The following is a 21,901-nucleotide window of genomic DNA, read 5'->3' on the forward strand; positions in this document are numbered from 1 at the left end:
AATCTGCTGGGCGGTGGTCCAAGTCAAAATCGAGAAAAAGGGACGTATTTAGAATGAAGAAAGTAGTCGTGTTCGCAATTGTGTTTTCAGTGGTTCTAATTTCGGCGTATAAATATTTTAATACAGCGGAGCGTAACTCTGATAGTCCCCACGATTTAGAAGTGAGGCACATGCCTAATGCTGAGTTGGAGTTGCAGCAAACTAAAGTTGATGCAACTGGAGACAGTCGGCAAGTCACCGGGAGCAGTGTTTTTATATCTATAGATGATATCGAAAAGTCAGTCGACTCTGCTGCAGAATCGGCCGGAGAAATGGGGAATGGTTCAAGTGCTCAAGAAAAAAATGTCTCATATGAGCTGGTGTTATGGTCTGAAGACTATAAAAAAGAAATATTTCTGATTGTAGATGAGAATATGCCCCAACATTCTGCTGACTTTATGAAGTTGTTAATAAACAAAAACAGTAGCCATATCAATAATAATGAGCTGAAACAAGACCCAGCTATAGATGAAAATTGGGCCTATATTATGGAGCAGGATATCCGTAGTTTAATAAACCAACATCAACTAAAAGCGGAATTCGATATATTAAGTGTTACATGCAAACAGCTATCTTGCGAGATTTTGGGAATTGAATACACACCACAGTCCTGGCAGAAAATTTATGTTAGTTTGCTTACTGCTTTGCCAAATGTAGTATTTCCAGATGTTGGTGGTACCCCATCCACTTTCAGTATAAACGAAGGAGCAAGAGATTTAGTATTTGGCCGTATTTCGTTTAAGAGAAGCTAACATCTGTTGCTATGAAGGAAGTGTATTCATGGCTGACCACCCTGTTTTTAAAATGGTCTTTGCCAAAGTTTATCCAATGTGTGTGCACAAAGCCGGGCGCAGAAACCGCACTAAAGCGGAAGTAGACCATATTATTTGCCGGCTTACCGGCATTTAATTATTATCTGCCCCTAATTTTCGTTTCTTGACGGCACCTTTAAACAGGTGCTATTAATGGCCCTGTTGACTAAGGGGTGGTAAAGTGCAAACCAAATTTTCGGAGGATGTTATTCCTCTTTCTGATCTGAAGGTCAATCCTGGCAAAGTGGTGGGCCGTGCCAATGAAACTCATCGGCCTATCCTGCTAACCAGCCGGGGCCGTGGTGTTGCCGTAGTGCAAGGTATTGAAGATTATGAAAAAACGGCTGAAGAGCTGCTTTTCGTCAAAGCTGTAGCTAAAGGTTTGGCTGATATCCGGGAAGGCGATACCGTTAGCCTGGATGAGGCTAAAAAGATACTTGGTGTGCCATAAGTGCAACTTGTTATTGCGCGGTCTGCGTTAAACGATTTGCTGGAGATTAAGGCTTACTACACAGCACAGGGCGTTCCGGAAATCGGCCAGCGATTCGTTAGTACTATTCTGGAAAAGGCGCAAAAGCTGACAGATCAGCCAGACTCTGGCAGGCAAGTGCCTGAGTTTTATCAACAGCAAATTCGCGAACTTATTTATCCGCCGTTTCGGATTGTCTACCTGCGACATGCCTCGGTAGTCAGCTTGATCCGGGTCTGGCGCACTGAAAGAATACTTTTACTGCCTGATGACGAAGCATAAAAGTAAGCTCGCTGAAGAATTAAAAAGCTACCATTGCCTGTCGATTTGGCAGTCAGCTGTATGACTAACTATGCTATCTCAGCATACAGGAGCATATTTATCAGCAACAACAATAGCGAAGCCCGACAGAGAGGGCTAATTGTGTTGGCAGCCTTTATTGGCGGCGTGCTTATTTTAAGCTTTGGCGTAGCTATTGGTACGTCTTTGGCTGAATTGTACTAATCTTGTCGCTGATTTAAATAAAAACCTTTTGTGACTCTTGGGAATATACCAGCTGCAATTTAAACAATTGGAGATTAAAAATGATTAAATTAGCGACCTGCCTGTTACTTTGTGGATTAGTGATCAGCTGTGCCGCGCCGTCATCGCATGTGATTACTGGTGAGGTTAGAGCGGCAACGTTAGCCTCCGATGTTGCTATTTATACTGAGCAGCCAGCAAAATTCAGCGAAATAGCCATTGTCTCTGCTACCAATACCCGTTCACTGAACGCTGCTGATCAGGCAGCCATTGATGACATTATTAATGCACTGCAGTCGGAAGCTGCAGCACTGGGGGCCAATGGTATTATTGTAACCAGTGTCTCGGAACAGCTGATAACTGACCGGGTATACAGTTTCGATGGGGTGCAGGGCAGTGTCAGAGATGTCGAAAAATTACAGAAAACTGCGCAGGGTTTAGCCGTATTTATTGAGTAAATACTCAATAAATAACCCTAGCTACCGCTGAGCCCATCGATCGCAAACGTTCCCCACCGCTCTTGGCTTTGTTGGATATCGAACATACCCATGCAAGCAATTTGGGTATGCTTGGCATAAGCAAAGTTGAAGGAGCTGAATATGAGTATTGCCGGTAAAGTTGCACTGATAAAAGGCGGTGGACAAGGGATCGGTCGCGGTATTGCGCTGCGTCTGGCAAACGACGGCGCGGATATAGCGATTGTTGATGTTAACGACGAAAAGGCAGCCGCGGTGGCTGATGAAGTACGGGCTCTCGGTCGCAAAGCGACGACTTTTAAAGCTGACGTAACGAAACGGCAACAGGTTTATGCCGCAATCGACCATGTTGAACAGGAACTGGGCGGCTTTGACATTATGGTGAACAACGCGGGCATTGCCAGTATTCAGTCTATCGCTGAGATCACCCCCGAACAAGTTGAAAAGACTTTTAAGGTTAATGTTCAGGGCGTTTTGTGGGGCATTCAGGCTGCTGCTGCAAAGTTTAAGAGCCGTGGACACAAAGGCAAAATCATCAACGCATCATCTATTGCCGGCCATGAAGGTTTTGCCTTGCTGGGCGTGTATTCGGCGACCAAATTTGCGGTACGTGCTCTGACGCAGACGGCGGCTAAAGAGTTTGCGAGTGATGGCATCACGGTAAATGCATACTGCCCCGGGGTTGTTGGCACCGATATGTGGATAGAAATTGACCGGCGTATGGCCGAGATTACCGGTGCTAAGGTCGGCGAAAGCTACGAAAAGTTCGTCGGTGGCATTGCACTGGGCCGCGCGCAAACGCCCGAAGATGTAGCGGCTTTCGTTTCTTATTTAGCCGGCCCCGATTCCGACTATATGACAGGACAAGCCCCCTTAATTGATGGCGGGCTGGTTTATCGCTGAAATTAGCAGAAGCAGCGGGAAAAAGGGGGGGTGTTGTTAGCCAATCTCCAAAGGTATCATTGGCGGATGCGTGCTAGCCTTGGGAAGTATGCGGCGTTACCAGCGAGCAAATTGCCGGGTTGACGGGTTAACGGCTAATGCCGGATCAGCCGGTTGTCATCTGCTGCGGGAAATGTTGCTTCACCAGTTGTTGCAGCTGACTGGCGATATGCCCGGCATGATAACGCTGCAGTTGCGGCGGCAACGGTTTTAAACTGGCAGCATCGGGAAAGATACCGTAGCCGCTGAGCAGACATTGCCAGGACAGCAGCGGATAGTGCTGACCTATTTGCTGGCGACGAAGCTCATCGCTCAGGGCCTCACCGCTATGCCATACTGCTAACAGTTGTTGCAGCGAATCCGACAACTGCTGATTGGCGGCATTGGCGCGCCAGTACTCGGTATCGGTGCGGCTGTTTACTTTATAGTGGCAGACAATGTAATCCCGGATACCATCGAACCGGCCATTAATATACTGATTAAACGCCTGTCTGGCGCCTGCCGCAGGCTGACCTGCCTGCCAGTGCTGAATAAAACGGTTAACCGTTTCCTGTACCAGCAGCAGGGCTGTGGCCTCCAGCGGTTCAATAAAACCCTGCGCCAGGCCCACCGCCAGACAATTGCGCTGCCAGCTGTTAGCAACCCGGCCCACTTTCATTTGCAAATGACGGGTGCTGATATCTGCATCCAGTAAGCCTAACTCACGTCTTAGTTCCGTTTCCGCCTGATCGGCACTGATATAATGCTGGCTGTAAACATAGCCATTGCCAACCCGGGAGGTAAGTGGAATATGCCAGCGCCAGCCATATTGCATCGCTGTTGCCGTCGTTTGCGGCCTGGGTTGCTGCCCTACCGGGGTGGCTATGGCAACAGCAGCGTTATTAAATAGGTTATCGGCATAGCTGATAAAAGGCTCGGCCAGTGCTTGTTGCAGTAAGCGGCCATGAAAACCGGAACAATCGACAAAAAAATCGCCGGCTAAAGTCAGGCCATCGACACAGTGTAAGCTTGCAATGTCGCCGCCGGGGGTAAGGCGAACCTGACTTACCTGGTTAACCAGATGAGTGACACCGCGGCTGACCGCCTGCTGCTGTAACAACTTACCCAACAGACCGGCATCAAAATGATAAGCATAATCCAGGGCAAAAGGCGCTGTGTCGCTTAGTGGCAGCCGCCGCAATTGGGCCAGCTGACTGGCCAGAAAATAGCTGTCGGGGTGGGCATCGGCCGCCATGCCTTTGCGTCTTAGCACGCCGTTGAAATAGCAGCCTTTGGCCGTTTCATCGTCTATTGCGCTGGGAAAAGGGTGAAAATAGTGGTCAAAACCCGCTTTAGTTGACCAGCCCTGAAAGCGAATGCCTGTTTTGTATGTAGCATGGCACTGTGGCATCCAGTTTGTCTCGGCCAACCCGAGTTTTTCAAATAGCAGCCGCAGTTGCGGGGTAGCGCCTTCACCGACACCGATGGTACCTATCTGGGGGGATTCTAACAGGCTGATTTGCCAGTTGGCCGGTAATGCCAGCGCCAGCAAGTTAGCGCATATCCAGCCAGCAGTGCCCCCGCCCAGAATAATCAGTTGTTGTGGTTGCATAGCCTGTCCGCTGCCAGAAACTACCCTATTGATACACCGCGGCCACAATATTAGCAACTACAGTTAATACGCAAACCCCGGGGTATATGACTGCAAACGTATGCAGCTTGCATTGCAACAGGCTGCTGTTTATGGTTTAGCCTAACATTCGGCGAGTGCTGCTGATTTAAAACAAATAAGGGCTGACGGATGCGTTTATGGCAATTTTGGCTACTTGCCGGGCTGGCAGCGCTGAACTTATCAGCCAGTGCCAGTGCGGTGGCGAATACGCAGACAAATACTGAGAAGAGCTCGCCACCGGCGCTACCTCAGGTGAACTATGGCAGCCTGGTTCGGCTTCCGGCGTTGCTATCAGCCTATGTACCAGAACGGCCAATTGATGTCTGGTTGCCAGAGGGGTATAACAGCCAGCAGCGCTATGCAGTCCTTTATATGCACGATGGTCAGATGCTGTTTGATGCCAGCCAGACCTGGAATGGCCAGAGCTGGCAGCTGGCAGAAACGGCACAGCGCCTGCAGCAACAAGCGCTGGTCAGGCCTTTTATTGTGGTGGCAGTGCATAACGCCGGCGCAGCGAGACATAGTGAATATTTTCCCCAGCAACCTTTTCTGAGTTTGCCTGCTGCCACCCGGCAGCAATTGTACCAGCTGGAGCGCTCGCCTGGCGTCAAATTGTTTGCAGGCAGGGTTTATTCAGATAATTACCTGAAATTTCTGGTTACAGAGCTTAAACCTTACATTGATCAACATTTTGCAACGGATTCCAGCCAGCCCGCGACGTTTATAATGGGTTCCAGCATGGGCGGCTTGATTTCCTGGTATGCCCAGACAGTCTACCCGCAGGTATTTGGTGGCGCGGCGGCATTATCCACTCACTGGCCCGGTATTTTTAGCGTTGAGGACAACCCTGTGCCGCAAGCTTTTTTAACCTATCTGGCCGGGCATTTACCGGCGCCCGGACAACATAAATGGTACTTCGATTATGGTGATCAAAGCCTGGATGCTCTCTATCCGCCATTGCAGCAACAGGTAGATCAGCTGTTCCGTCGAAAACAATTCAGCGCGCCGCTGTGGCGAAGTGAGTTGTTTGCCGGCGCTGATCACAGCGAAAACTCTTGGGCGGCTCGTTTGGCAGAGCCTTTAACATTCTTACTGGCAGCGCCAGTGCAGCAGGTGACAAAATAATGCGAAACTTATTAATTAGCCTGGGCCTGCTGTGTAGTATATTTTCGCTACAGGCTGTTGAAATTATGCGGGTAGAGCCCGCTAACTGGTGGGTGGGTATGGCCCATCCCCAGGTCGAAATAATGCTTTATGGCGAGGGTATTAGTGCTTTGACGCCTAAGCTGAGCTACCCCGGGGTTGGTATTTCAGCAGTGCAGCGCACGGAGAACCCCAACTATTTGTTCGTTGAACTAACCATAGCGCCAGATGCTGTAGCGGGTCAGCTGCCACTGCAGCTGTGGCGTGCTGAGCAACAGCTGCTGCAGCTGGACTACCCGCTACTGACGCGCCAGCCTGGCTCTGCGGCCCGCCAGGGGTTTAACCCCTCTGATGCGATCTATCTGCTGACCCCCGATCGCTTTGTCAATGGCGATCCGGATAATGATACTGTGCCGGCGATGCTGGAGGTTGCCAACCGGGCTGCTGATAATGGTCGCCATGGTGGCGATATTGCCGGGATGCAGCAGGCATTGCCGTATTTAGCTGACTTAGGTATCACGGCTGTCTGGCCGACGCCGCTGACAGAAAATAACCAGCCGGCGTATTCTTATCACGGCTATTCAGCAACCGATCTGTACCGGGTAGACCCGCGTTTTGGCAGCAATGAACAATTTCGTGATTTTGTCACTGCGGCCAACAGCCAGGGCATAAAAGTGATTCAGGATATTATTGTCAATCATATTGGCAGCAACCATTGGTGGCTAAAGGATTTGCCGGCAAAAAACTGGCTGAATTTCCCCAAGGGCGATGCGGGTGGCCAATTTATCGCCACCAATCATAACCGTAGCACCATTCAGGACCCCTACGCTGCAGCAATCGACCGAACCCTGTTTACCGACGGCTGGTTTGTCGACACGATGCCGGATTTAAACCAGCGTCATCCGCTGCTGGCAACCTATCTTATTCAAAACAGTATCTGGTGGGTAGAATATGCCGGTTTAGCTGGTATTCGTGAAGATACTTATTCCTACGCTGACAAAACGTTTTTAAGTGAATGGGGGCGGCGCATTATGCTGGAGTACCCGGATTTTAATATTGTTGGTGAGGAGTGGAGCCCGAACCCGTTAATTGTTTCGTATTGGCAGCGGGGCAAGCAAAATAAAGACGGTTATGTATCGCATACCCCGGCCATGCTGGATTTTCCACTGTATGATGCCCTGCTGCGGGCGTTAACTACTGATGAAAGCTGGAATGGTGGCTGGATTAGCCTGTATGAGATGCTCAGCAATGACCATATCTACTCTGACCCTTTTAATCTGGTGATTTTTGAAGGCAACCACGATACGGCCCGCATTTTCTCGCTGCTAAATAAAGATATGGACTTATACCGGATGGCGATAAGCTACTTGCTGACCATGCGGGGTATACCGCAATTGTTCTACGGCACTGAAATAGCGATGCAAAGCCCGAAACAGCGTGACGATGGCAAAGTGCGCGCCGACTTCCCCGGTGGCTGGGCCGGCGACAAGGTTAGTGCTTTTAACGGCAAAGGCTTAAATGCTAGCCAGCAACAGGCACAGCAGTTGGTTAAAACCCTGCTGAACTGGCGCAAAACGGCCACAGCCATTCATAGCGGCCAGTTGTTGCACTTCGCCCCGGACAGAGGCACTTACACCTATTTCCGGTATAACCATAAGCAAATCGTTATGGTGGTAATGAATAAGCAACACCAGCCGGTAACGCTCGATTTAGGCCGTTTTAACGAAGTATTGCCGCCAGATAAAACCGCCACTGAAGTAATCAGCGGTCAGCAAATCCATCTGGATAACCAACTGACTGTGCCGGCACGCGGCACCTTGCTGCTGGATATTCAGTAAGCTTAAGCACGATATTGATAAACAGAACGCAGTACTGGTATCTGCAAGCTGTTACGTTACAATGGGTTTAATAGCATTGTTATCCGCATATAACCCACAGCAGGAAGCCGCTTTTGTATACAGATGACTTTAATCATAAACGGAAATTTATCGTAAAACTGGGCAAGATGCTGCATAAGTATGGGACTCCGGCCTATCGGCTGGAAGCCCACCTGACTGAACTGACCACCCATCTTAATTTGAAAGGCTCATTTATTATATCGCCCACGTCTATGACCTTTGTGTTGTGGACTGAAGGCCATGAGCAGGAATATACCCATGCTTCGAGGGTAAACCCTGGCGATCTGGATTTAGGCGCGCTATCGCGAACTGATGAGCTGGTTGATCAGGTGTTGCAGGGCAATGTCGGTTTGTTTGAAGCCGATGCGCTGCTGGATGCCATCGACACCCGCCCCAGTTCTTATAATAAGTTAGCCACCGCTGTGGCGATGATGGCCTCAGGCGGCGCCTTTGCCATGTTAATGGCCACCAGCTGGAATGATGTGCTGTGGTCGGCGTTGTTATCGTTATTAGTTTATCTGTTTGTGCTGTGGGCGCAGCGCTCGCCCAGAATTTCTAATATGCTGGAACCGCTGGTTGCAATGGTTGCCGGTATTGCAGCCTGTGCTATTAGCAGTTATATCGACCCCGGCATCAATATCCGGCTGGCCGTGCTATCGGCCATTATTTCATTTATTCCCGGTTTGGCCCTTACCATTGGTTTTGCCGAGCTGGCTGCGCGCCATCTGGTGTCGGGTAATGCCCGGATTATGGACGCGTTAATGATGCTGTTTAAGCTGTATTTCGGGGCTTTTCTGGGCATTGCTATCGGCTTTACCCTGTTTGGCATGGTCGACTTTGTTAAGCCCGAAGCAATTTCCCGCCATTTCGCCTGGCTGGCGGTGGGTATTCTGGTCAGCTCGCTGATTGTACTGTTTAAAAGCCGCGGAAAGTACACGCTGTGGTCCCTTGCCGCCGGCTTTATAGCCTATGGCGTCAGCATTACCGGCGCCACTTTGGTTGATTACACCATGGGCGCTTTCCTGGGTGCTTTTGCCGTGGGTATCTACAGTAATCTGTTTACCCGGCTGGCCAAAGCGCCGGCTGTTATTGTCGCCATGCATGGCCTGATTGTGCTGGTGCCAGGCAGCAAAACTTATATTGGCTTAAACTCGCTGATTTCCGGCCAGGATTTTGTGGTATCAGACCGGGTTGGTCAGCAAACATTTATGATTTTAATGGCGCTGGTTGGCGGCCTTATTTTCGCTAATGTGGCGCTGCCACCGAAGAAAAGCTTATAAGCCAGGATTTGCCGGCTCATAACTTTTGGCCTGCGCTGCTATAGTTAATTAATGGTTGATTTAGTAAATATAATTGGTACATTTGTTGGCTATTAAAGGAAATATCCTGCTTTAATAACAAGGAAAACCAATGAAATTACAGATAATTATTGCTGTCGCTCTGACAACTGCGGTATTTCAGGCTGATGCTGCCGGTTACGGAGATGTGCAGATTACTTATATGCAACCGGCAGCGGCCGACGCCATCTGGAGCAGAGAAAAACAAGTTACGCCCCGCTATCCGTTAGAATTGGCCCAACAAGGTATTATCGGTTGCGGCGTGTTTAATATTAGCGTCGATGCAAAGGGTAACACCACCGATGTTAGCCTGGTTAGTTCAGTTCCTGAAAAAGTGATTGCCCGTCCGGCCAGTAAAGTCATCAAAAGCTGGAAGTGGGTTAATACCAGCGGTTCGGCCGATGCACCGGAACAAAAGCTGATCAGGCTGGATTTCTGTATGGGTCGCAGTACCATGGAGGAAGTACAGGCCCGTTGTAAAGTGCAGGCAACAGCGGCGTGCCAGATGTAAAGGCAATATGCTGCATAACATAGTACTGACTGACGATAGTTTGCTGCTATGGTTTGGTGTTATAGTTTTGCGATAACTATTATTGCAAGCCTGCAGAATGAAACTGGATAAAGCATGAACCTCGATAAAGCAAAAAAACGCATCGCAAAGCAGATAAACAAAGGTTTCGACGGTTATCCACAAATTACCCTGGCATATTTTGGCACCAGCGCAGATTGCGCCACTGAAGTCGTGGTCGGCTTTGTTGCAGAGGCCGGCGCCGCAGCGCAGGAGCAGCGTTTTGTCAGCAAGCAGGATGCGCGGCAAGACGAAACCATCCAGTCGGTGCTGGTAAAAATTATCGAGCGCGCGGATGCCAGAACCGTAACAGAAATACCCGGTGTGACCATTATTGCGGCTGAAGGTTGATTTGCCGTAATCCCTTATACCTGCCTTTACTGCCTTTTGACCAAGACCCGTTCGGCTGGCCTGTCACTTACTGGTCGTACTTGACAGCTTTGCTGTTATAGGTAACCATTAGGTTACTTATCGGAGGTGCTGTGAACGAACAACAACTGGATGCGGTGTTTCTGGCGCTGGCGAATAGCAGCCGGCGCCAATTGCTCGATCTTATTGCGGCCAGGCCTGGTTGCACACTAAGTGAGTTGCTTGGTGAATTTGAGATCAGCCGGATAGGTTTGATGAAGCATTTGCAGGTGTTACAGGATGCACAGCTGGTAGTGGCTGAAAAACAGGGGCGACAGCGGCCGCTGTACCTGAATGCAGTGCCGTTGCAGCTGATCCATGAACGCTGGAGCGAGCAGTACCGTGACTTCTGGGCCAGTCAGCTAACCCGGTTGAAATACGCGGTCGAAAGTAAGGTTGCAGCGCAAACAACTAAAAGTAAAGCAAAGGACAAGGTATGATTGATCCAACCCGGCTGGTTTCAAAAATAGTGATAAATGGTACGCTGGAAGCGATTTGGCGTGAGCTGACCAAAAGTGACGAGCCTCAGGCAGCCGTATTTAATGCCTGGCTGCATACCCAGGCACTAATCCCGGGCGCCAGCCTGCAGATGCGCACCGGCGATGGCCGCAATGTGCTGGTTATTGGCAAGGTGGTGGAGTTTGAGCCGCCACACCGTTTTGTCCACACTTTCCGCTTTACGCAGTATGACGACCCGGAATGCACCGTCAGCTATCAGCTGGTGCAGCTGGAACAAGGGGTTGAGGTAAGTCTGATCGTTGACAACCTGCCAGTGGGTAGCCGTACCGCTAAAGAAATGACCAGCGGCAGCAAGATGATCCTTAATACCTTAAAAGCCGTGGTTGAAACCGGCAAGCCGACCCTGGGTATCCGGATTATGTACGCCTTATTCAGCAAACTGGGCTTTGTTCTGCCCAAGCGTACCCGTACCGAGCACTGGCCACTTTAACGCAAGGAGGTTGTGATGAGTGATTTAAATGCAGCTGAACAAAGCCAGTGGCGTAATCTGGAGCAAGCCAGAGGTAAAAGTCAGGCCGAATGGATAACCCTGGCCAACAGTAAGGGCTTTGCTAAGCACAGTGAACTGGTTAACTGGCTGAAAAGCGAGTTTGCGCTGGGCCATGGCAATGCCAACCTGATTGCCCACCGCGCCAAACAGGCTGCCGCCGGGGGTGAACCCAGTCATGCAGAATTATTGGCCGCTCAGTACGGCGGTGCCAAAGCAGCGTTGCAGCCGATATACGACGAACTTACCGGCTATCTTGCTAGCCTGGGCAGCGATATTGAACTGAGCCCGAAAAAAGCCTATGTCAGCGCCCGTCGCAATAAGCAGTTTGCGTTAATCCAGCCCTCTACCGCCAGCCGCGTAGACTTGGGTCTGAATTTAAAAGGGGTTGAACCGGCCGGTAAACTGGAAGCGTCCGGCAGCTTTAATGCGATGTGCAGCCATCGTATCCGCCTGAGTAGCATTGCTGATATTGATGAAACCGTAAAGCATTGGCTGGCAGAGGCCTACAACCGCGGCTAAACTGCCTTATGCTGGATCCGCATCGCTGACTTTGATAGCAAAACCGAGGCATTATGAAAACGAAACTTGTGCTGGTCGTACTGGCGGTAGTCCTTTCTGGAACTGCTGGTTGCAGCAATAAAGCGGTGTACCAGAATCTGCAACTGAATAAAAAACAGGAATGCAGACGCTTGCCTGTTACCGAATACGACGATTGTATGCGGGGTATGGAACAAAGTTATGAAGAGTACGAGCGGCAGCGCAAGCAAGCGACCAAGCCGCAGCCTGCCAGAAACGGAGGATAGTTTAACCAGGCACGGCTGACAATACGCGCCAGCCATCCTGTAACTGGCCCAGTTGTAGGCCTGCTTAACATGCATTGTTTACCTTAATAATGCCTTGCGTTGCACCAAAACCTGCCATTAAAAGCCGTTTGAATACGTATTCATCTTGTGGTTGCACTAAAATGGGGTTATCAAAGACGCTCGGGGAGCCTGAGCAGCCCAAAAGTGTGCAGCGTGGGTATATCACAATTATAAAAGCCTGGAGAGACAAGCATCATGCAATTAAAGCCGAACCTGAGTTTCTGGCAAATTTGGAATATGTGTTTTGGTTTTTTTGGTATTCAGTTCGGTTTTGCCCTGCAAAACGGCAACGTCAGCCGGATTTTCCAGACCCTTGGCGCCGATATGGAGCAAATCCCGATTTTATGGATTGCCGCACCGTTAACCGGCTTGCTGGTGCAGCCAATTATTGGCCACTTTAGTGACAAAACCTGGACTAAGCTCGGCCGGCGCCGGCCTTTCTTCTTATACGGCGCCCTGGCAACCACTGCCGCCTTAGTGTTAATGCCTAATTCGCCGACCTTGTGGTTCGCCGCTGGTATGTTATGGATTTTAGACGCCGCTATAAATGTGACGATGGAACCGTTTCGGGCGTTTGTTGGCGATAACCTGAATAAACAGCAGCGGCCAACCGGTTTTGCCATGCAGAGCTTTTTTATCGGCGTAGGTGCGGTGGTAGCGTCGGCCTTACCCTGGATGATGACCAACTGGTTTGGCGTAGCGAACACGGCCGCGGCCGGGATGATCCCTGACTCGGTAGTTTATTCGTTTTATGCCGGCGGCGCCGTGCTGTTTTTAGCGGTGGGCTGGACCATTATCTCCAGCAAAGAATACAGCCCGGAGCAACTGGCAGCCTTTGATGCCGCCGAGCAAGCAGCATACCCCAGTGCCCCCCAGGCTACCCCAGCAGCCAACTACTGGAAAAGCGGTGCTGCCGCTGTGGTTATCGGTGTTATGGCATTGGTGGTGGTAGCCTACGCTAATTTAGATAAGCAACTGTATTTATTAGGGGGGCTGATCGCGGCCTTTGGTTTAATGCAGTGGGCGGCCAGTTGGTTTAAGCAACAGGCAAACCGCAATATGCTGGTAGAAATTACCGATGATTTATTTACCATGCCCTCCACCATGCGCCAGTTGGCTGTGGTGCAGTTTTTCTCGTGGTTCCCGCTGTTTGCAATGTGGATCTACACCACTGCTGCGGTAACCAGTTACCACTATGGTACCAGTGACACCACCTCGCAGGCTTATAATGATGGCGCCGACTGGGTTGGCGTATTGTTTGCCGTTTATAATGGTTTTGCGGCGCTGGCTGCCTTGTTAATACCGTTGTTAGTTAAGTTTACCGGTGCCCAGAAAGCGCATGCCGTTAACCTGTTATTTGGCGCAGCCGGCCTGTTTTCGTTCTTTGTGATTAAAGATCCGGCCTTACTCTGGTTACCCATGATCGGCATCGGTATTGCCTGGGCCTCTATTTTATCCCTGCCTTATGCCCTGTTATCGAACTGCCTGCCGGCCCATAAAATGGGGGTGTATATGGGTATGTTTAATATCTTTATTGTGTTGCCGCAATTACTGGCCGCGGCCATTTTGGGCAGCCTGATTGGTTACTTCTTTAATGGCCAGGCCATTTACGCCCTGGCAATTGGTGGCTGTTCTTATGTGTTTGCCGCACTGTATGTGTTGCGGGTAAAAACGGTAAAAGTGGAAAGTTAATTATGTTTAAATTATCAATATCAGCCATAGCGCTGGCCATTGCATTGGCTGGCTGCTCGCCAGCACCAGAACCAAGCTCGCTAAATCAGCCAGTGGCCCCGGCTAGTCAAAGCGCCGCCGCTCAGCAAAACGCTGCGGCTGAGCAAAACGCCGTGGCTCAGCAAAGTGATGCCTGGTGGGACAAGGCGATTTTCTATCAGATCTGGCCACGTAGTTTCTATGATACCGATGGCGATGGCCATGGTGACTTTAACGGCATGACAGCCAAACTGCCTTACCTGCAGGAGCTGGGAGTGAATGCGCTGTGGTTAACCCCGATGTTTGAAGCGCCTTCTTATCATGGTTATGACTTCACCGAGTTTTATCAGGTAGAGAGTGATTACGGCACTATGGCCGAATTTGAAGCCTTTATACAGGCTGCAGATGCCAAAGGCATGAAGGTTATTCTGGATTTGGTTATTAACCATATTTCCAGTGAACATGAATGGTTTCAGCGCTCTGCAGCGGGTGAAGCACCTTACAAAGACTACTTTATCTGGCGTGACGATATGCCAGCGGCCGGCAGCGGCTGGGGCCACGCCTGGAGTGACAACGATAAACCTGATGCCGTCTGGCACTGGAATGAAACCCGCCAGCAATATTATTACGCTGCCTTTGGTGCCAGCCAACCTGACGTAAACCTGCGCCACCCCGATGTGGTGGCTGAGATGGAAAAAATGGCGAAGTTCTGGCTGGATAAAGGCGTTGCTGGTTTCCGCTTGGATGCGGTGCGCTTTGCCATGGAAGGTGGCCCGGCTGCACAGGCTGATACTAATGAGACCATCGCTTACTGGCAGAGCTTTAATCAGTTTGTGAAAAGCGTTAACCCTGAAGCCTACTTAGTGGGTGAAGCCTGGGTCGATATCCCGATCGCTGCCCGCTATTTTGGCGAGGGCAAAGGCTTAGACCAGGGGTTTGATTTTGAAGTAGGTTATAAAATTCTTGGCTTATTACAGCAGGATACAGCTGGCGAAGCGCAGTTTGGCACTATGCAGTCGAATCAGCAGCAGGTGGCCGATGCAACAGTGCTGGCCGAAAACGTCCAGCAACGAATTGATTCGGAAGCGCCGCTTAGTTTTTTTGCGCCCTTTATAACCAACCATGATCAGGAGCGCGTGGCTTACCAGTTAAAAGAGCATGACAGCAAAGCCAAACTGGCTGCTGTCATGTTGTTCAGCTCGCCGGGTACGCCTTACATTTATTATGGTGAAGAAATTGGCTTAACCCAGGACAGAAGCGGCCACGACGTATTCAAACGGGCGCCCATGCTGTGGGATAACAGTAAACAGGCCGGCTTTACCAGCAGCGATAACAGCTGGGTAGAACAACTGGCACTGTTTGGCGATGGCTTCCCTAACTGGTGGCCGGATTTTCTGGCTAAGCAGCTTAGCGCTGAAGATCGCAGCGTTGCTGCGCAACAAGCGCAGCCGGATTCTGTCTGGCAATTGTATAAATTTTTAATTGCCCAGAAAAAACAGCGGCCAGAGCTGGCTACTGCCGGCAGTTATCAGGTTAGCCAGCTGGAAAATGGCGTGCTGCAAATCAGCCGTGAGCTAAACGGCAGCAAAAGTCTGTTTGTGCTGAACTTAACTGATTCAGCGCAGGATATCAGCGCCATTAACCGCGAAGGTTTAACCCCGGGCTGGGCCTTTGAGCTGGACGGCAATCTGTTAGCCGGCTTTGGCCTGCTGGTGCTGCAAACCGCTAAATAAGCAGCCTGATTAAACCGCCGGCTATGTGGCAGCGGCGGTTTATTTCTGGTAGCCCAGACTAATAGCGCATATCGGTTAGCTGCGCTGTTTGCTAAACTAACAACACCTGTTCTGCTGTAGCGGAGTTGTGGTGTCTCACCGTTCTTACCTGTTTTCCCTGCGCCTTTGCCATGCGCTGCGCGAAGCGCTGGCTGAAGGTTACAACCTTAATAAATTCAGTAAAGATATCCTGGCTGGGATTACCGTCGGCATTATTGCTATTCCGCTGGCGATGGCGCTGGCAATTGCCAGTGGTGTAGCGCCGCAGTACGGTTTATACACGGCAATTATCGCTGGTTTTGTTATTGCCTTAACCGGCGGATCTCGTTACAGCATCTCTGGCCCCACCGCCGCCTTTGTTGTGATTTTGTACCCTGTTGCTTTGAAATATGGGCTCAGCGGCTTGCTGATTGCCTCAGTATTGTCTGGTGTGATCCTGCTGCTGATGGCCGCCATGCGGCTGGGGCGGCTAATTGAATATATTCCCGAAGCGGTAACCCTGGGTTTTACCGGCGGCATAGCGGTGGTGATTGCCACCTTGCAAATTAAAGACTTCTTTGGCCTTAGCATTGCTGCTTTACCAGAGCACTATGTGGAGAAAATCGTCATGCTGGCGCAGCAGCTGCCGCAAGCTGCCTGGCCCAGTTTGCTGGTAGCGACAGTTACTCTGGCGGTGATGCTGTTGTGGCCAAAATTAAAAACCCCGGTGCCGGCCCATTTGCCAGCGCTGTTTATCGGCACTCTGCTCGGGCTGTTGTTGCTCCATGTCGGCGCTGAGCTCGACACCATAGGCTCGCGTTTCAGTTACAGCACGCCAGATGGCAGTAGCGGCAATGGCATTCCGCCCTATCTGCCTTACTTTGACTGGCCCTGGCTGCGCCCCGGCCCGGGTAATGAACTGCTCGGCTTTAGCTGGCAACTGGTGAAAGACTTACTGGCGGCTGCTTTTGCCATGGCAATGCTGGGTGCTATTGAGTCGTTGCTGTGTGCCGTGGTGCTGGATGGCATGTCGGGGCGGCGCCACAGCGCCAACAGTGAATTATTGGGCCAGGGCCTGGGTAATATTATTACGCCTTTTTTCGGCGGCATTACTGCTACCGCTGCGCTGGCGCGATCAGCGGCCAATTTTAAAGCTGGTGCGCAAAGCCCGGTGGCGGCCATGGTGCATTGCCTGGTGATCCTGCTGGCGCTGGTGCTGCTGGCCCAGTTGTTATCTTATGTGCCGATGGCGGCACTGGCCTCGTTACTGCTGATGGTAGCCTGGAATATGAGCGAGGCACCTAAAGCACTGCATTTGCTAAGAACGGCGCCGCGAAGTGATATTCTGGTGTTCTTTAGCTGTTTTTCACTGACAGTGCTGCTGGATATGGTTATCGCTATTACCGTAGGTATTTTGTTGGCTGCGGTGTTGTTTGTGAAAGATATTGCTGAGATGACTAAAGTTACCGATATCAGTCAGCATAAAAAACTGATTGATATGGAGCTGCCGGCCGGATGGAAAGTGCTGAAGATTAACGGCCCGTTGTTTTTTGCGGCGGCTGATCGGATTTTTGCCGAAATTGCCGTGCTAACCGCCCAATGTCGCGGCATAGTGTTGTATATGGATGGTGTTACGGTACTGGATGCCGGTGGCCTGGCGGCATTGAATAAGCTGATTAGTAAAAGTGCTAAAACTCATACTGAGTTAGTGATTGCCGACTTGCAGTTTCAGCCGCTACGTACCCTGGCCAGAGCAGGGGTTAAGCCGGTAGCCGGCAGGTTGCGCTTTTACCCCAGCTTAAAAGAAGCGCTGGACGCCCTGGCGCCAGCCTCAGCGGCTGCCGCAGGACTGGCGGATAATTAGTTTTGGCTGAATATGGGTGCTAACGATGGCTTCATTATTAATTAACCGCAGCAGGTTATCGACCAGCATTTCTCCGGCCAGCGAAGTATCCTGCTGAATGGTGCTTAGCGCCGGGGTAGCAAATGACGCTACAGGTATATCGTCAAAGCCCATTACTGCAATATCGGCCGGAATACGGTACCCCAGTTGGTGCAATGCCCGCATTACCCCAATGGCAATAGTATCGCTGGCACAAAATACGGCATCACAGGCCTTACCTTGCTGCATAATTTGCCGGATAGCCTGGTCGCCGGCGTTCTCGGTGGAGATAGCATCGCCCTGGGCAATATCAGCCGGTTTAATGCCTGCTACAAGCAGCGCATCTGTAAAGCCCTGATAGCGCTCAAAAAACTCAGGGCTGTGCTCAGAAGCATTACCAACAAAGGCAAAGTTTTGGTAGCCATTGGCTAATAGGTGCTCGCCGGCCAGCCGGCCACCTTCGCGGTTATTGCTGCGAATGGTAAATTCAGGGTGACCGAGTACCTCAGCGCCCCAGCAAACAAAATGGGTTTGCTGGGCTAACAGTTTTTTCAGTTTTTCTTCGTAATCAACATAATCGCCATAGCCAAGCAAAATAATGCCATCGGCTTTATTACTGTCTTCGTAATCGGCATGCCAGTCGTCACTCAGTTGCTGGAAGGATACCAGTAGATCCTGGCCGCGTTTGGCACAGGCCCGGGTAATACTGCCCAGCATTGATAAAAAGAACGGGTTGATAAGTGACTCGTCTGACGTGGGGTCTTCAAACAACAACAGTGCCAGCGTGCTGCTGCGTTGTTTACGCAGGTTGCTGGCGTTCTTATCCACTTTATAGTTCAGCTGTTTAGCAATGGCATGCACCCGCTCGCGGGTTTCTTTATTAACTTGCGGACTGTTGCGCAGCGCCCTCGACACCGTGGACTGCGATACCCCGGCTAAATAGGCAATATCAAAGGATGTCGCTTTGTCTTTCATCAGGTGCTCTGCTGTTACAGCGTCGCAGCTCTGCAGTTAACTGCAGCAATCTGCTTAGCGCATTATAATTATAATCTGCCCATCATAGATGGATTTGTTAGTAGATTCAATTTTGGCGTTAGCATCTGTTTCAGCACTGTTGCATCTGATAATTCCGGTTAATTTGTGAAACTATGTTATTTCTGTTTCGGCGTGGGGCCGCGCCTTGCTAAACTAAAGAGTCACTGGAATCAGGTAAGCTGTTGTGATTAAAAAATCGTTAAAAATAGTGTTATTGACGAGTTTGTTGCTGAGCGGTTTCGCAGCAACCGCCAGCACTCCCACCTGTCAGGGCGATGATTGTATTGCCGAGCAAAAGCTATATTTAAGCTGGGCCTTAGGCTATGGCCAGCGTAGTAATCCATTGCATGGCGGTAAAAAGCTTAACTTAGTGTTATTGCCGGAAATTTATTACTACAGTAAATACTGGTTTTTTGACAATGGCCGGCTGGGCAGCAGTATTGCCCTCAGCGATGATACGCAACTGAGTATCATTGGTCAGTTTAATCAGGAAAAAGGCTATTTTCAGCAATGGTTCAGTGGCAATTTACTGCAGTTTGAAGCCAATACCATCGTTGGGCCTGAATTTGGCGCTGCAACATTCCGCCAGGCACCCTCTCAGATAGCCGTTAGTCAGGTAAATAAAAGGCCTACAGCGTTTGATGTCGGGCTGCAATTAGATACGGTCCGCAGTGGCACCTTGTGGCAACTGGCATACTGGACCGATGTCAGTAAGCAACACCATGGCCAGTATGCCAGTCTGGGTGCGCGCCGGGGCTGGCAAAGCCCTTATGGTAAATGGCAGTTATCGGCACATCTTCACTGGAAAAGTGCCCAGCTGATTGACACCTATTACGGTTTAACGGCATTAGAAGTAACGTCAGGCCAGGAATATCAAGGGCGGGATAGCTGGCAGGCAGAACTTCGGTTAAACTGGAGCAAACCGTTAACAGAACGGTTGAGTGTGTTGGTATTCCTCCGATATTTACAACTGGATAGCGCTATGACTGATAGCTACCTGGTACGCTCTGATAACGTCACAACCTGGTTTGGTGGCGTTAGTTACCGGTTTTTCTGATGCGGCTGTTATGTTGTTTCCTGGCCCTGCTACTTGGTGTTTCGCTAAGCAGCCAGGCTGAAGTTGCTGCCGGCCAGTGCACTGAGCCGCTATGTTGGCAGGTTAGCCCAACGGTCTGTGTTACCGATAAGCTTGAGCAGGGCTGTGAAGCTGCGCTGCGGGTGATTTGGTTTAGTGACACCCCCAGAACAGTATGTTTATATCTGGCGGAGCAGGCTGAGCGCTGCTGGCAGGAAGCAACCAGCGGCCAATGGCAGCAGCAGGTTAACTGGCAAACCGGTTGGTTGAGCTTGCGCCAGCAACAGCAGGTGCTGCTGAGTGCCGAATTGCAGGTATTAAGCCGGCAACCGGCAAAACGACGTCGTGTCTCCGGCGCATGGAGTATTTTTTAATGGCTAAGATCCTGTTAGTGGAAGATGACGCCCGGTTGGCCGGCCTGGTGCAGAGTTTTCTGGTGCAGCATGGGTTTACCGTGCAGCAGCAAAGCCGCGGCGATCTGGTTGCCGAGCAATGCAAGCAATTTCAACCCGATTTAATTGTGCTGGATTTGATGTTGCCCGGGTTGGATGGCTTTGGCGTTTGCCGGCAAATCCGCCCCTGGTACAAAGGTCCGGTATTAATGCTAACTGCCAAGCAAAGTGATATTGATCAGGTGTTGGGACTGGAGCTTGGTGCTGACGATTATGTAATTAAACCGGTTGAGCCGCGGGTATTATTAGCACGGATTAATGCCCTGCTACGCCGGACCCAGGTTAGCCCGCAAACTGAACAGCAGCAACTGGCTTTTGGCGGTTTGATGTTAAAGCAGCGTTCGCGCGAAGCCTGGCTGGACAACAAGCTGGTCGATCTTACCAGCTATGAATTCGACTTATTATGGATGTTAGCACGACATGCCGGCCAGACCGTGAAACGGGAAGCTATTCATCAGCAAATTATTGGCCGTGAATATGATGGCCTTGATCGGACTGTCGATGTGCGGATATCACATTTAAGACGAAAGCTGGGTGATAATGCAGAGGTGCCTTTCCGGATTAAAACCGTTTGGGGTAAAGGGTATTTATTTGTCGCTGATGCCTGGTAACTATGCATCGCCTGTTTCTGCACTTTTATCTGTTTTTATTTCTGGTGTTAATTGGCTTAGGCTGGACGGTTGATCAGCTTTGGCAATATGCGCAGGGTGGTCAGCCGCCTGCGCTGGTAGATACCCTGGCCGAGCAAATGTCGCTGGTTATGCGCTTGCCTGAGGCGCAGTGGTCCAGTCACCTTGGTTTACCTTATCAGCCAGTGGCGCTTGATAGTGTAAGCTGGCAGCCCGATGAATGGCAGTTATTACAGCAAAACCATTTGTTACCGTTATTTCAGGATAACAGTGTGTTTTTTTATGGTCTGCGCGATGAGCAATTATGGCTGGTTGGCCCGCTGCAATTAAACGAACATTCGGGTTTTGACTGGTTTAGTATTCTTTTTTTCAGCTTGCTGGCGGTTGCTGTGGCACTGTGGCTCTGGCCGGTGGCACGGGATATCCGGTTTTTGCAACAAGGTTTGCAGCGTTTTGGTAAGGGCCAGCCGGCGGAGTTGCAGTTACCTGCCCGTTCATTTATCGCGCCCATTGCCGATAGCTTTCAGCAAATGAGTCAGCAAATTATCTCTTTGCTGGACTTGCAGCGGGAAATGACTCATGCGGTGTCGCATGAGCTGCGGACCCCGATTGCCCGGCTGAAATTTGCGTTGGAAATGGCGCCACAACTGCCCGAAAACGATAAACAGCTGATGTTGCAGGACGTGCGGGAGTTGCAGCAACTGGTAGATGAAATGCTCGACTACGCCAAATTGCAAAGCCATCAACTTGATCTTAAAAAGCAACAAGTTGACTTAACAGAGCTCATTCATAACGTTGCTGAGAAACTGGCCCCGCTGCCCGGTGCCGCTATTGAGCTGCAATTGCCGGCACAGGCGATGTTGTATTGTGATGCTCATTATCTGGAACGGGCTATTCAGAACTTGCTGGTAAATGCCAAACGCTACGCCAGACAACGAATTGTAGTTGATGTGAAATCGCGGCAGGGGCACTGGCAGATCAGCGTTAACGATGATGGCCCCGGCATTGCACCCGACCGCCGGGCTGAAGTGCTGAAACCATTTCAGCGGCTGGAGCAAAGCCGTAACCGGGAAGAGGGGGGCTTTGGCCTGGGCCTCGCCATTGTCCAACGTATTGTGCAGTGGCATCAGGGTAAGCTGCTTATCAGCGACAGTGCCTTAGGTGGTGCCAGTTTGCAGCTGCTACTGCCGGTAAGTTAAGCTATTCATCATAAAAAAATCTGCCGCCAGC

General features: G+C 50.5%; 24 protein-coding genes. 22 read left to right on the forward strand and 2 right to left on the reverse strand.

Annotated elements, in window-relative coordinates:
* The first annotated feature begins 53 nt into the window (after nt 1-53).
* The 6 genes from H141_RS0110825 to H141_RS0110855 all read left to right on the forward strand — a co-directional run bounded on the left by H141_RS0110825 (nt 54) and on the right by H141_RS0110855 (nt 3,221).
* Complete coding sequence (locus H141_RS0110825; RefSeq protein WP_157610856.1) at nt 54-791, forward strand: hypothetical protein; 738 nt, start codon at nt 54-56, stop codon at nt 789-791.
* 28 nt (nt 792-819) lie between these two features.
* Nucleotides 820-948, forward strand: a complete 129-nt coding sequence (locus H141_RS21145) for a DUF2200 family protein (protein ID WP_019676289.1) — start codon at nt 820-822, stop codon at nt 946-948.
* 84 nt (nt 949-1,032) lie between these two features.
* A complete protein-coding gene (locus tag H141_RS0110835; protein WP_019676290.1) occupies nt 1,033-1,302 on the forward strand; it encodes a type II toxin-antitoxin system Phd/YefM family antitoxin in 270 nt (89 codons plus the stop codon).
* Entirely contained in the window at nt 1,303-1,602 is a 300-nt protein-coding gene (locus H141_RS0110840; RefSeq protein ID WP_019676291.1) for a type II toxin-antitoxin system RelE/ParE family toxin, read from the forward strand. It abuts the gene before it with no gap.
* A gap of 302 nt (nt 1,603-1,904) precedes the next feature.
* The gene (locus H141_RS0110850) at nt 1,905-2,300 is read left to right on the forward strand and encodes a hypothetical protein (protein ID WP_019676293.1); all 396 of its coding nucleotides are present in this window, start codon (nt 1,905-1,907) and stop codon (nt 2,298-2,300) included.
* A gap of 141 nt (nt 2,301-2,441) precedes the next feature.
* Nucleotides 2,442-3,221 (forward strand): acetoin reductase, encoded by a 780-nt coding sequence (locus H141_RS0110855; protein WP_019676294.1) that lies wholly within the window; start codon nt 2,442-2,444, stop codon nt 3,219-3,221.
* 145 nt (nt 3,222-3,366) lie between these two features.
* On the opposite strand, the gene H141_RS0110860 is transcribed toward H141_RS0110855, so the two are convergent.
* Entirely contained in the window at nt 3,367-4,851 is a 1,485-nt protein-coding gene (locus tag H141_RS0110860) for a tryptophan halogenase family protein (protein ID WP_019676295.1), read from the reverse strand.
* 189 nt (nt 4,852-5,040) lie between these two features.
* On the opposite strand from H141_RS0110860, the gene H141_RS0110865 reads away from it, so the two are divergent.
* From H141_RS0110865 to dauA, 12 genes are all read left to right on the forward strand, one after another.
* Nucleotides 5,041-6,036 (forward strand): alpha/beta hydrolase, encoded by a 996-nt coding sequence (locus H141_RS0110865; RefSeq protein WP_019676296.1) that lies wholly within the window; start codon nt 5,041-5,043, stop codon nt 6,034-6,036.
* Nucleotides 6,036-7,892: a glycoside hydrolase family 13 protein gene (locus H141_RS0110870; protein WP_019676297.1), complete on the forward strand. Its 1,857-nt coding sequence runs from the start codon at nt 6,036-6,038 to the stop codon at nt 7,890-7,892. Before H141_RS0110865 ends, H141_RS0110870 begins: the two co-directional genes overlap by 1 nt.
* A gap of 113 nt (nt 7,893-8,005) precedes the next feature.
* Nucleotides 8,006-9,232, forward strand: coding sequence for a threonine/serine exporter family protein (locus H141_RS0110875; protein ID WP_019676298.1), 1,227 nt, complete (start codon nt 8,006-8,008; stop codon nt 9,230-9,232).
* Nucleotides 9,233-9,362: 130 nt separating this feature from the next.
* Complete coding sequence (locus H141_RS0110885) at nt 9,363-9,800, forward strand: energy transducer TonB (protein ID WP_019676300.1); 438 nt, start codon at nt 9,363-9,365, stop codon at nt 9,798-9,800.
* A 114-nt stretch (nt 9,801-9,914) separates the two neighbouring features.
* Nucleotides 9,915-10,208 carry a hypothetical protein gene (locus H141_RS0110890; RefSeq protein WP_019676301.1) on the forward strand — a complete coding sequence of 98 codons (294 nt, stop codon included), beginning with the start codon at nt 9,915-9,917 and terminating at the stop codon, nt 10,206-10,208.
* A 131-nt stretch (nt 10,209-10,339) separates the two neighbouring features.
* Nucleotides 10,340-10,705 carry an ArsR/SmtB family transcription factor gene (locus H141_RS0110895; protein ID WP_019676302.1) on the forward strand — a complete coding sequence of 122 codons (366 nt, stop codon included), beginning with the start codon at nt 10,340-10,342 and terminating at the stop codon, nt 10,703-10,705.
* Nucleotides 10,702-11,214, forward strand: a complete 513-nt coding sequence (locus tag H141_RS0110900; protein ID WP_019676303.1) for an SRPBCC domain-containing protein — start codon at nt 10,702-10,704, stop codon at nt 11,212-11,214. The genes H141_RS0110895 and H141_RS0110900 overlap by 4 nt, the downstream gene beginning before the upstream one ends.
* 15 nt (nt 11,215-11,229) lie before the next feature.
* Nucleotides 11,230-11,793: a DUF5655 domain-containing protein gene (locus H141_RS0110905; protein ID WP_019676304.1), complete on the forward strand. Its 564-nt coding sequence runs from the start codon at nt 11,230-11,232 to the stop codon at nt 11,791-11,793.
* 53 nt (nt 11,794-11,846) lie between these two features.
* Complete coding sequence (locus tag H141_RS21440; RefSeq protein WP_157610859.1) at nt 11,847-12,077, forward strand: hypothetical protein; 231 nt, start codon at nt 11,847-11,849, stop codon at nt 12,075-12,077.
* A 255-nt stretch (nt 12,078-12,332) separates the two neighbouring features.
* Nucleotides 12,333-13,829: an MFS transporter gene (locus H141_RS0110915; RefSeq protein ID WP_019676306.1), complete on the forward strand. Its 1,497-nt coding sequence runs from the start codon at nt 12,333-12,335 to the stop codon at nt 13,827-13,829.
* Between the two features lie 2 nt (nt 13,830-13,831).
* Nucleotides 13,832-15,580, forward strand: coding sequence for an alpha-amylase family glycosyl hydrolase (locus H141_RS0110920; RefSeq protein ID WP_019676307.1), 1,749 nt, complete (start codon nt 13,832-13,834; stop codon nt 15,578-15,580).
* Between the two features lie 130 nt (nt 15,581-15,710).
* Nucleotides 15,711-17,462 carry a C4-dicarboxylic acid transporter DauA gene (gene dauA / locus H141_RS0110925; protein WP_019676308.1) on the forward strand — a complete coding sequence of 584 codons (1,752 nt, stop codon included), beginning with the start codon at nt 15,711-15,713 and terminating at the stop codon, nt 17,460-17,462.
* Here the strand turns inward: dauA and H141_RS0110930 are convergent.
* The gene (locus H141_RS0110930; protein ID WP_019676309.1) at nt 17,430-18,455 is read right to left on the reverse strand and encodes a LacI family DNA-binding transcriptional regulator; all 1,026 of its coding nucleotides are present in this window, start codon (nt 18,453-18,455) and stop codon (nt 17,430-17,432) included. The genes dauA and H141_RS0110930 overlap by 33 nt on opposite strands.
* A gap of 244 nt (nt 18,456-18,699) precedes the next feature.
* Between H141_RS0110930 and H141_RS0110935 the strand changes: the two genes are divergently transcribed.
* The 4 genes from H141_RS0110935 to H141_RS0110950 are packed head-to-tail and all read left to right on the forward strand — an operon-like array spanning nt 18,700 to nt 21,870.
* On the forward strand, nt 18,700-19,572 hold the full coding sequence (locus H141_RS0110935) for a MipA/OmpV family protein (RefSeq protein ID WP_019676310.1): 873 nt from the start codon (nt 18,700-18,702) through the stop codon (nt 19,570-19,572).
* Nucleotides 19,572-19,964, forward strand: a complete 393-nt coding sequence (locus tag H141_RS0110940) for a DUF3019 domain-containing protein (RefSeq protein WP_019676311.1) — start codon at nt 19,572-19,574, stop codon at nt 19,962-19,964. Before H141_RS0110935 ends, H141_RS0110940 begins: the two co-directional genes overlap by 1 nt.
* Nucleotides 19,964-20,653, forward strand: coding sequence for a winged helix-turn-helix domain-containing protein (locus H141_RS0110945; protein ID WP_026349389.1), 690 nt, complete (start codon nt 19,964-19,966; stop codon nt 20,651-20,653). The genes H141_RS0110940 and H141_RS0110945 overlap by 1 nt, the downstream gene beginning before the upstream one ends.
* A 2-nt stretch (nt 20,654-20,655) precedes the next feature.
* A complete protein-coding gene (locus H141_RS0110950; RefSeq protein WP_019676313.1) occupies nt 20,656-21,870 on the forward strand; it encodes an ATP-binding protein in 1,215 nt (404 codons plus the stop codon).
* The last annotated feature ends 31 nt before the right edge of the window (nt 21,871-21,901 follow it).

The sequence above is a fragment of the Arsukibacterium perlucidum DSM 18276 genome, assembly GCF_000382165.1.
GTDB lineage: Bacteria > Pseudomonadota > Gammaproteobacteria > Enterobacterales > Alteromonadaceae > Alishewanella > Alishewanella perlucidum.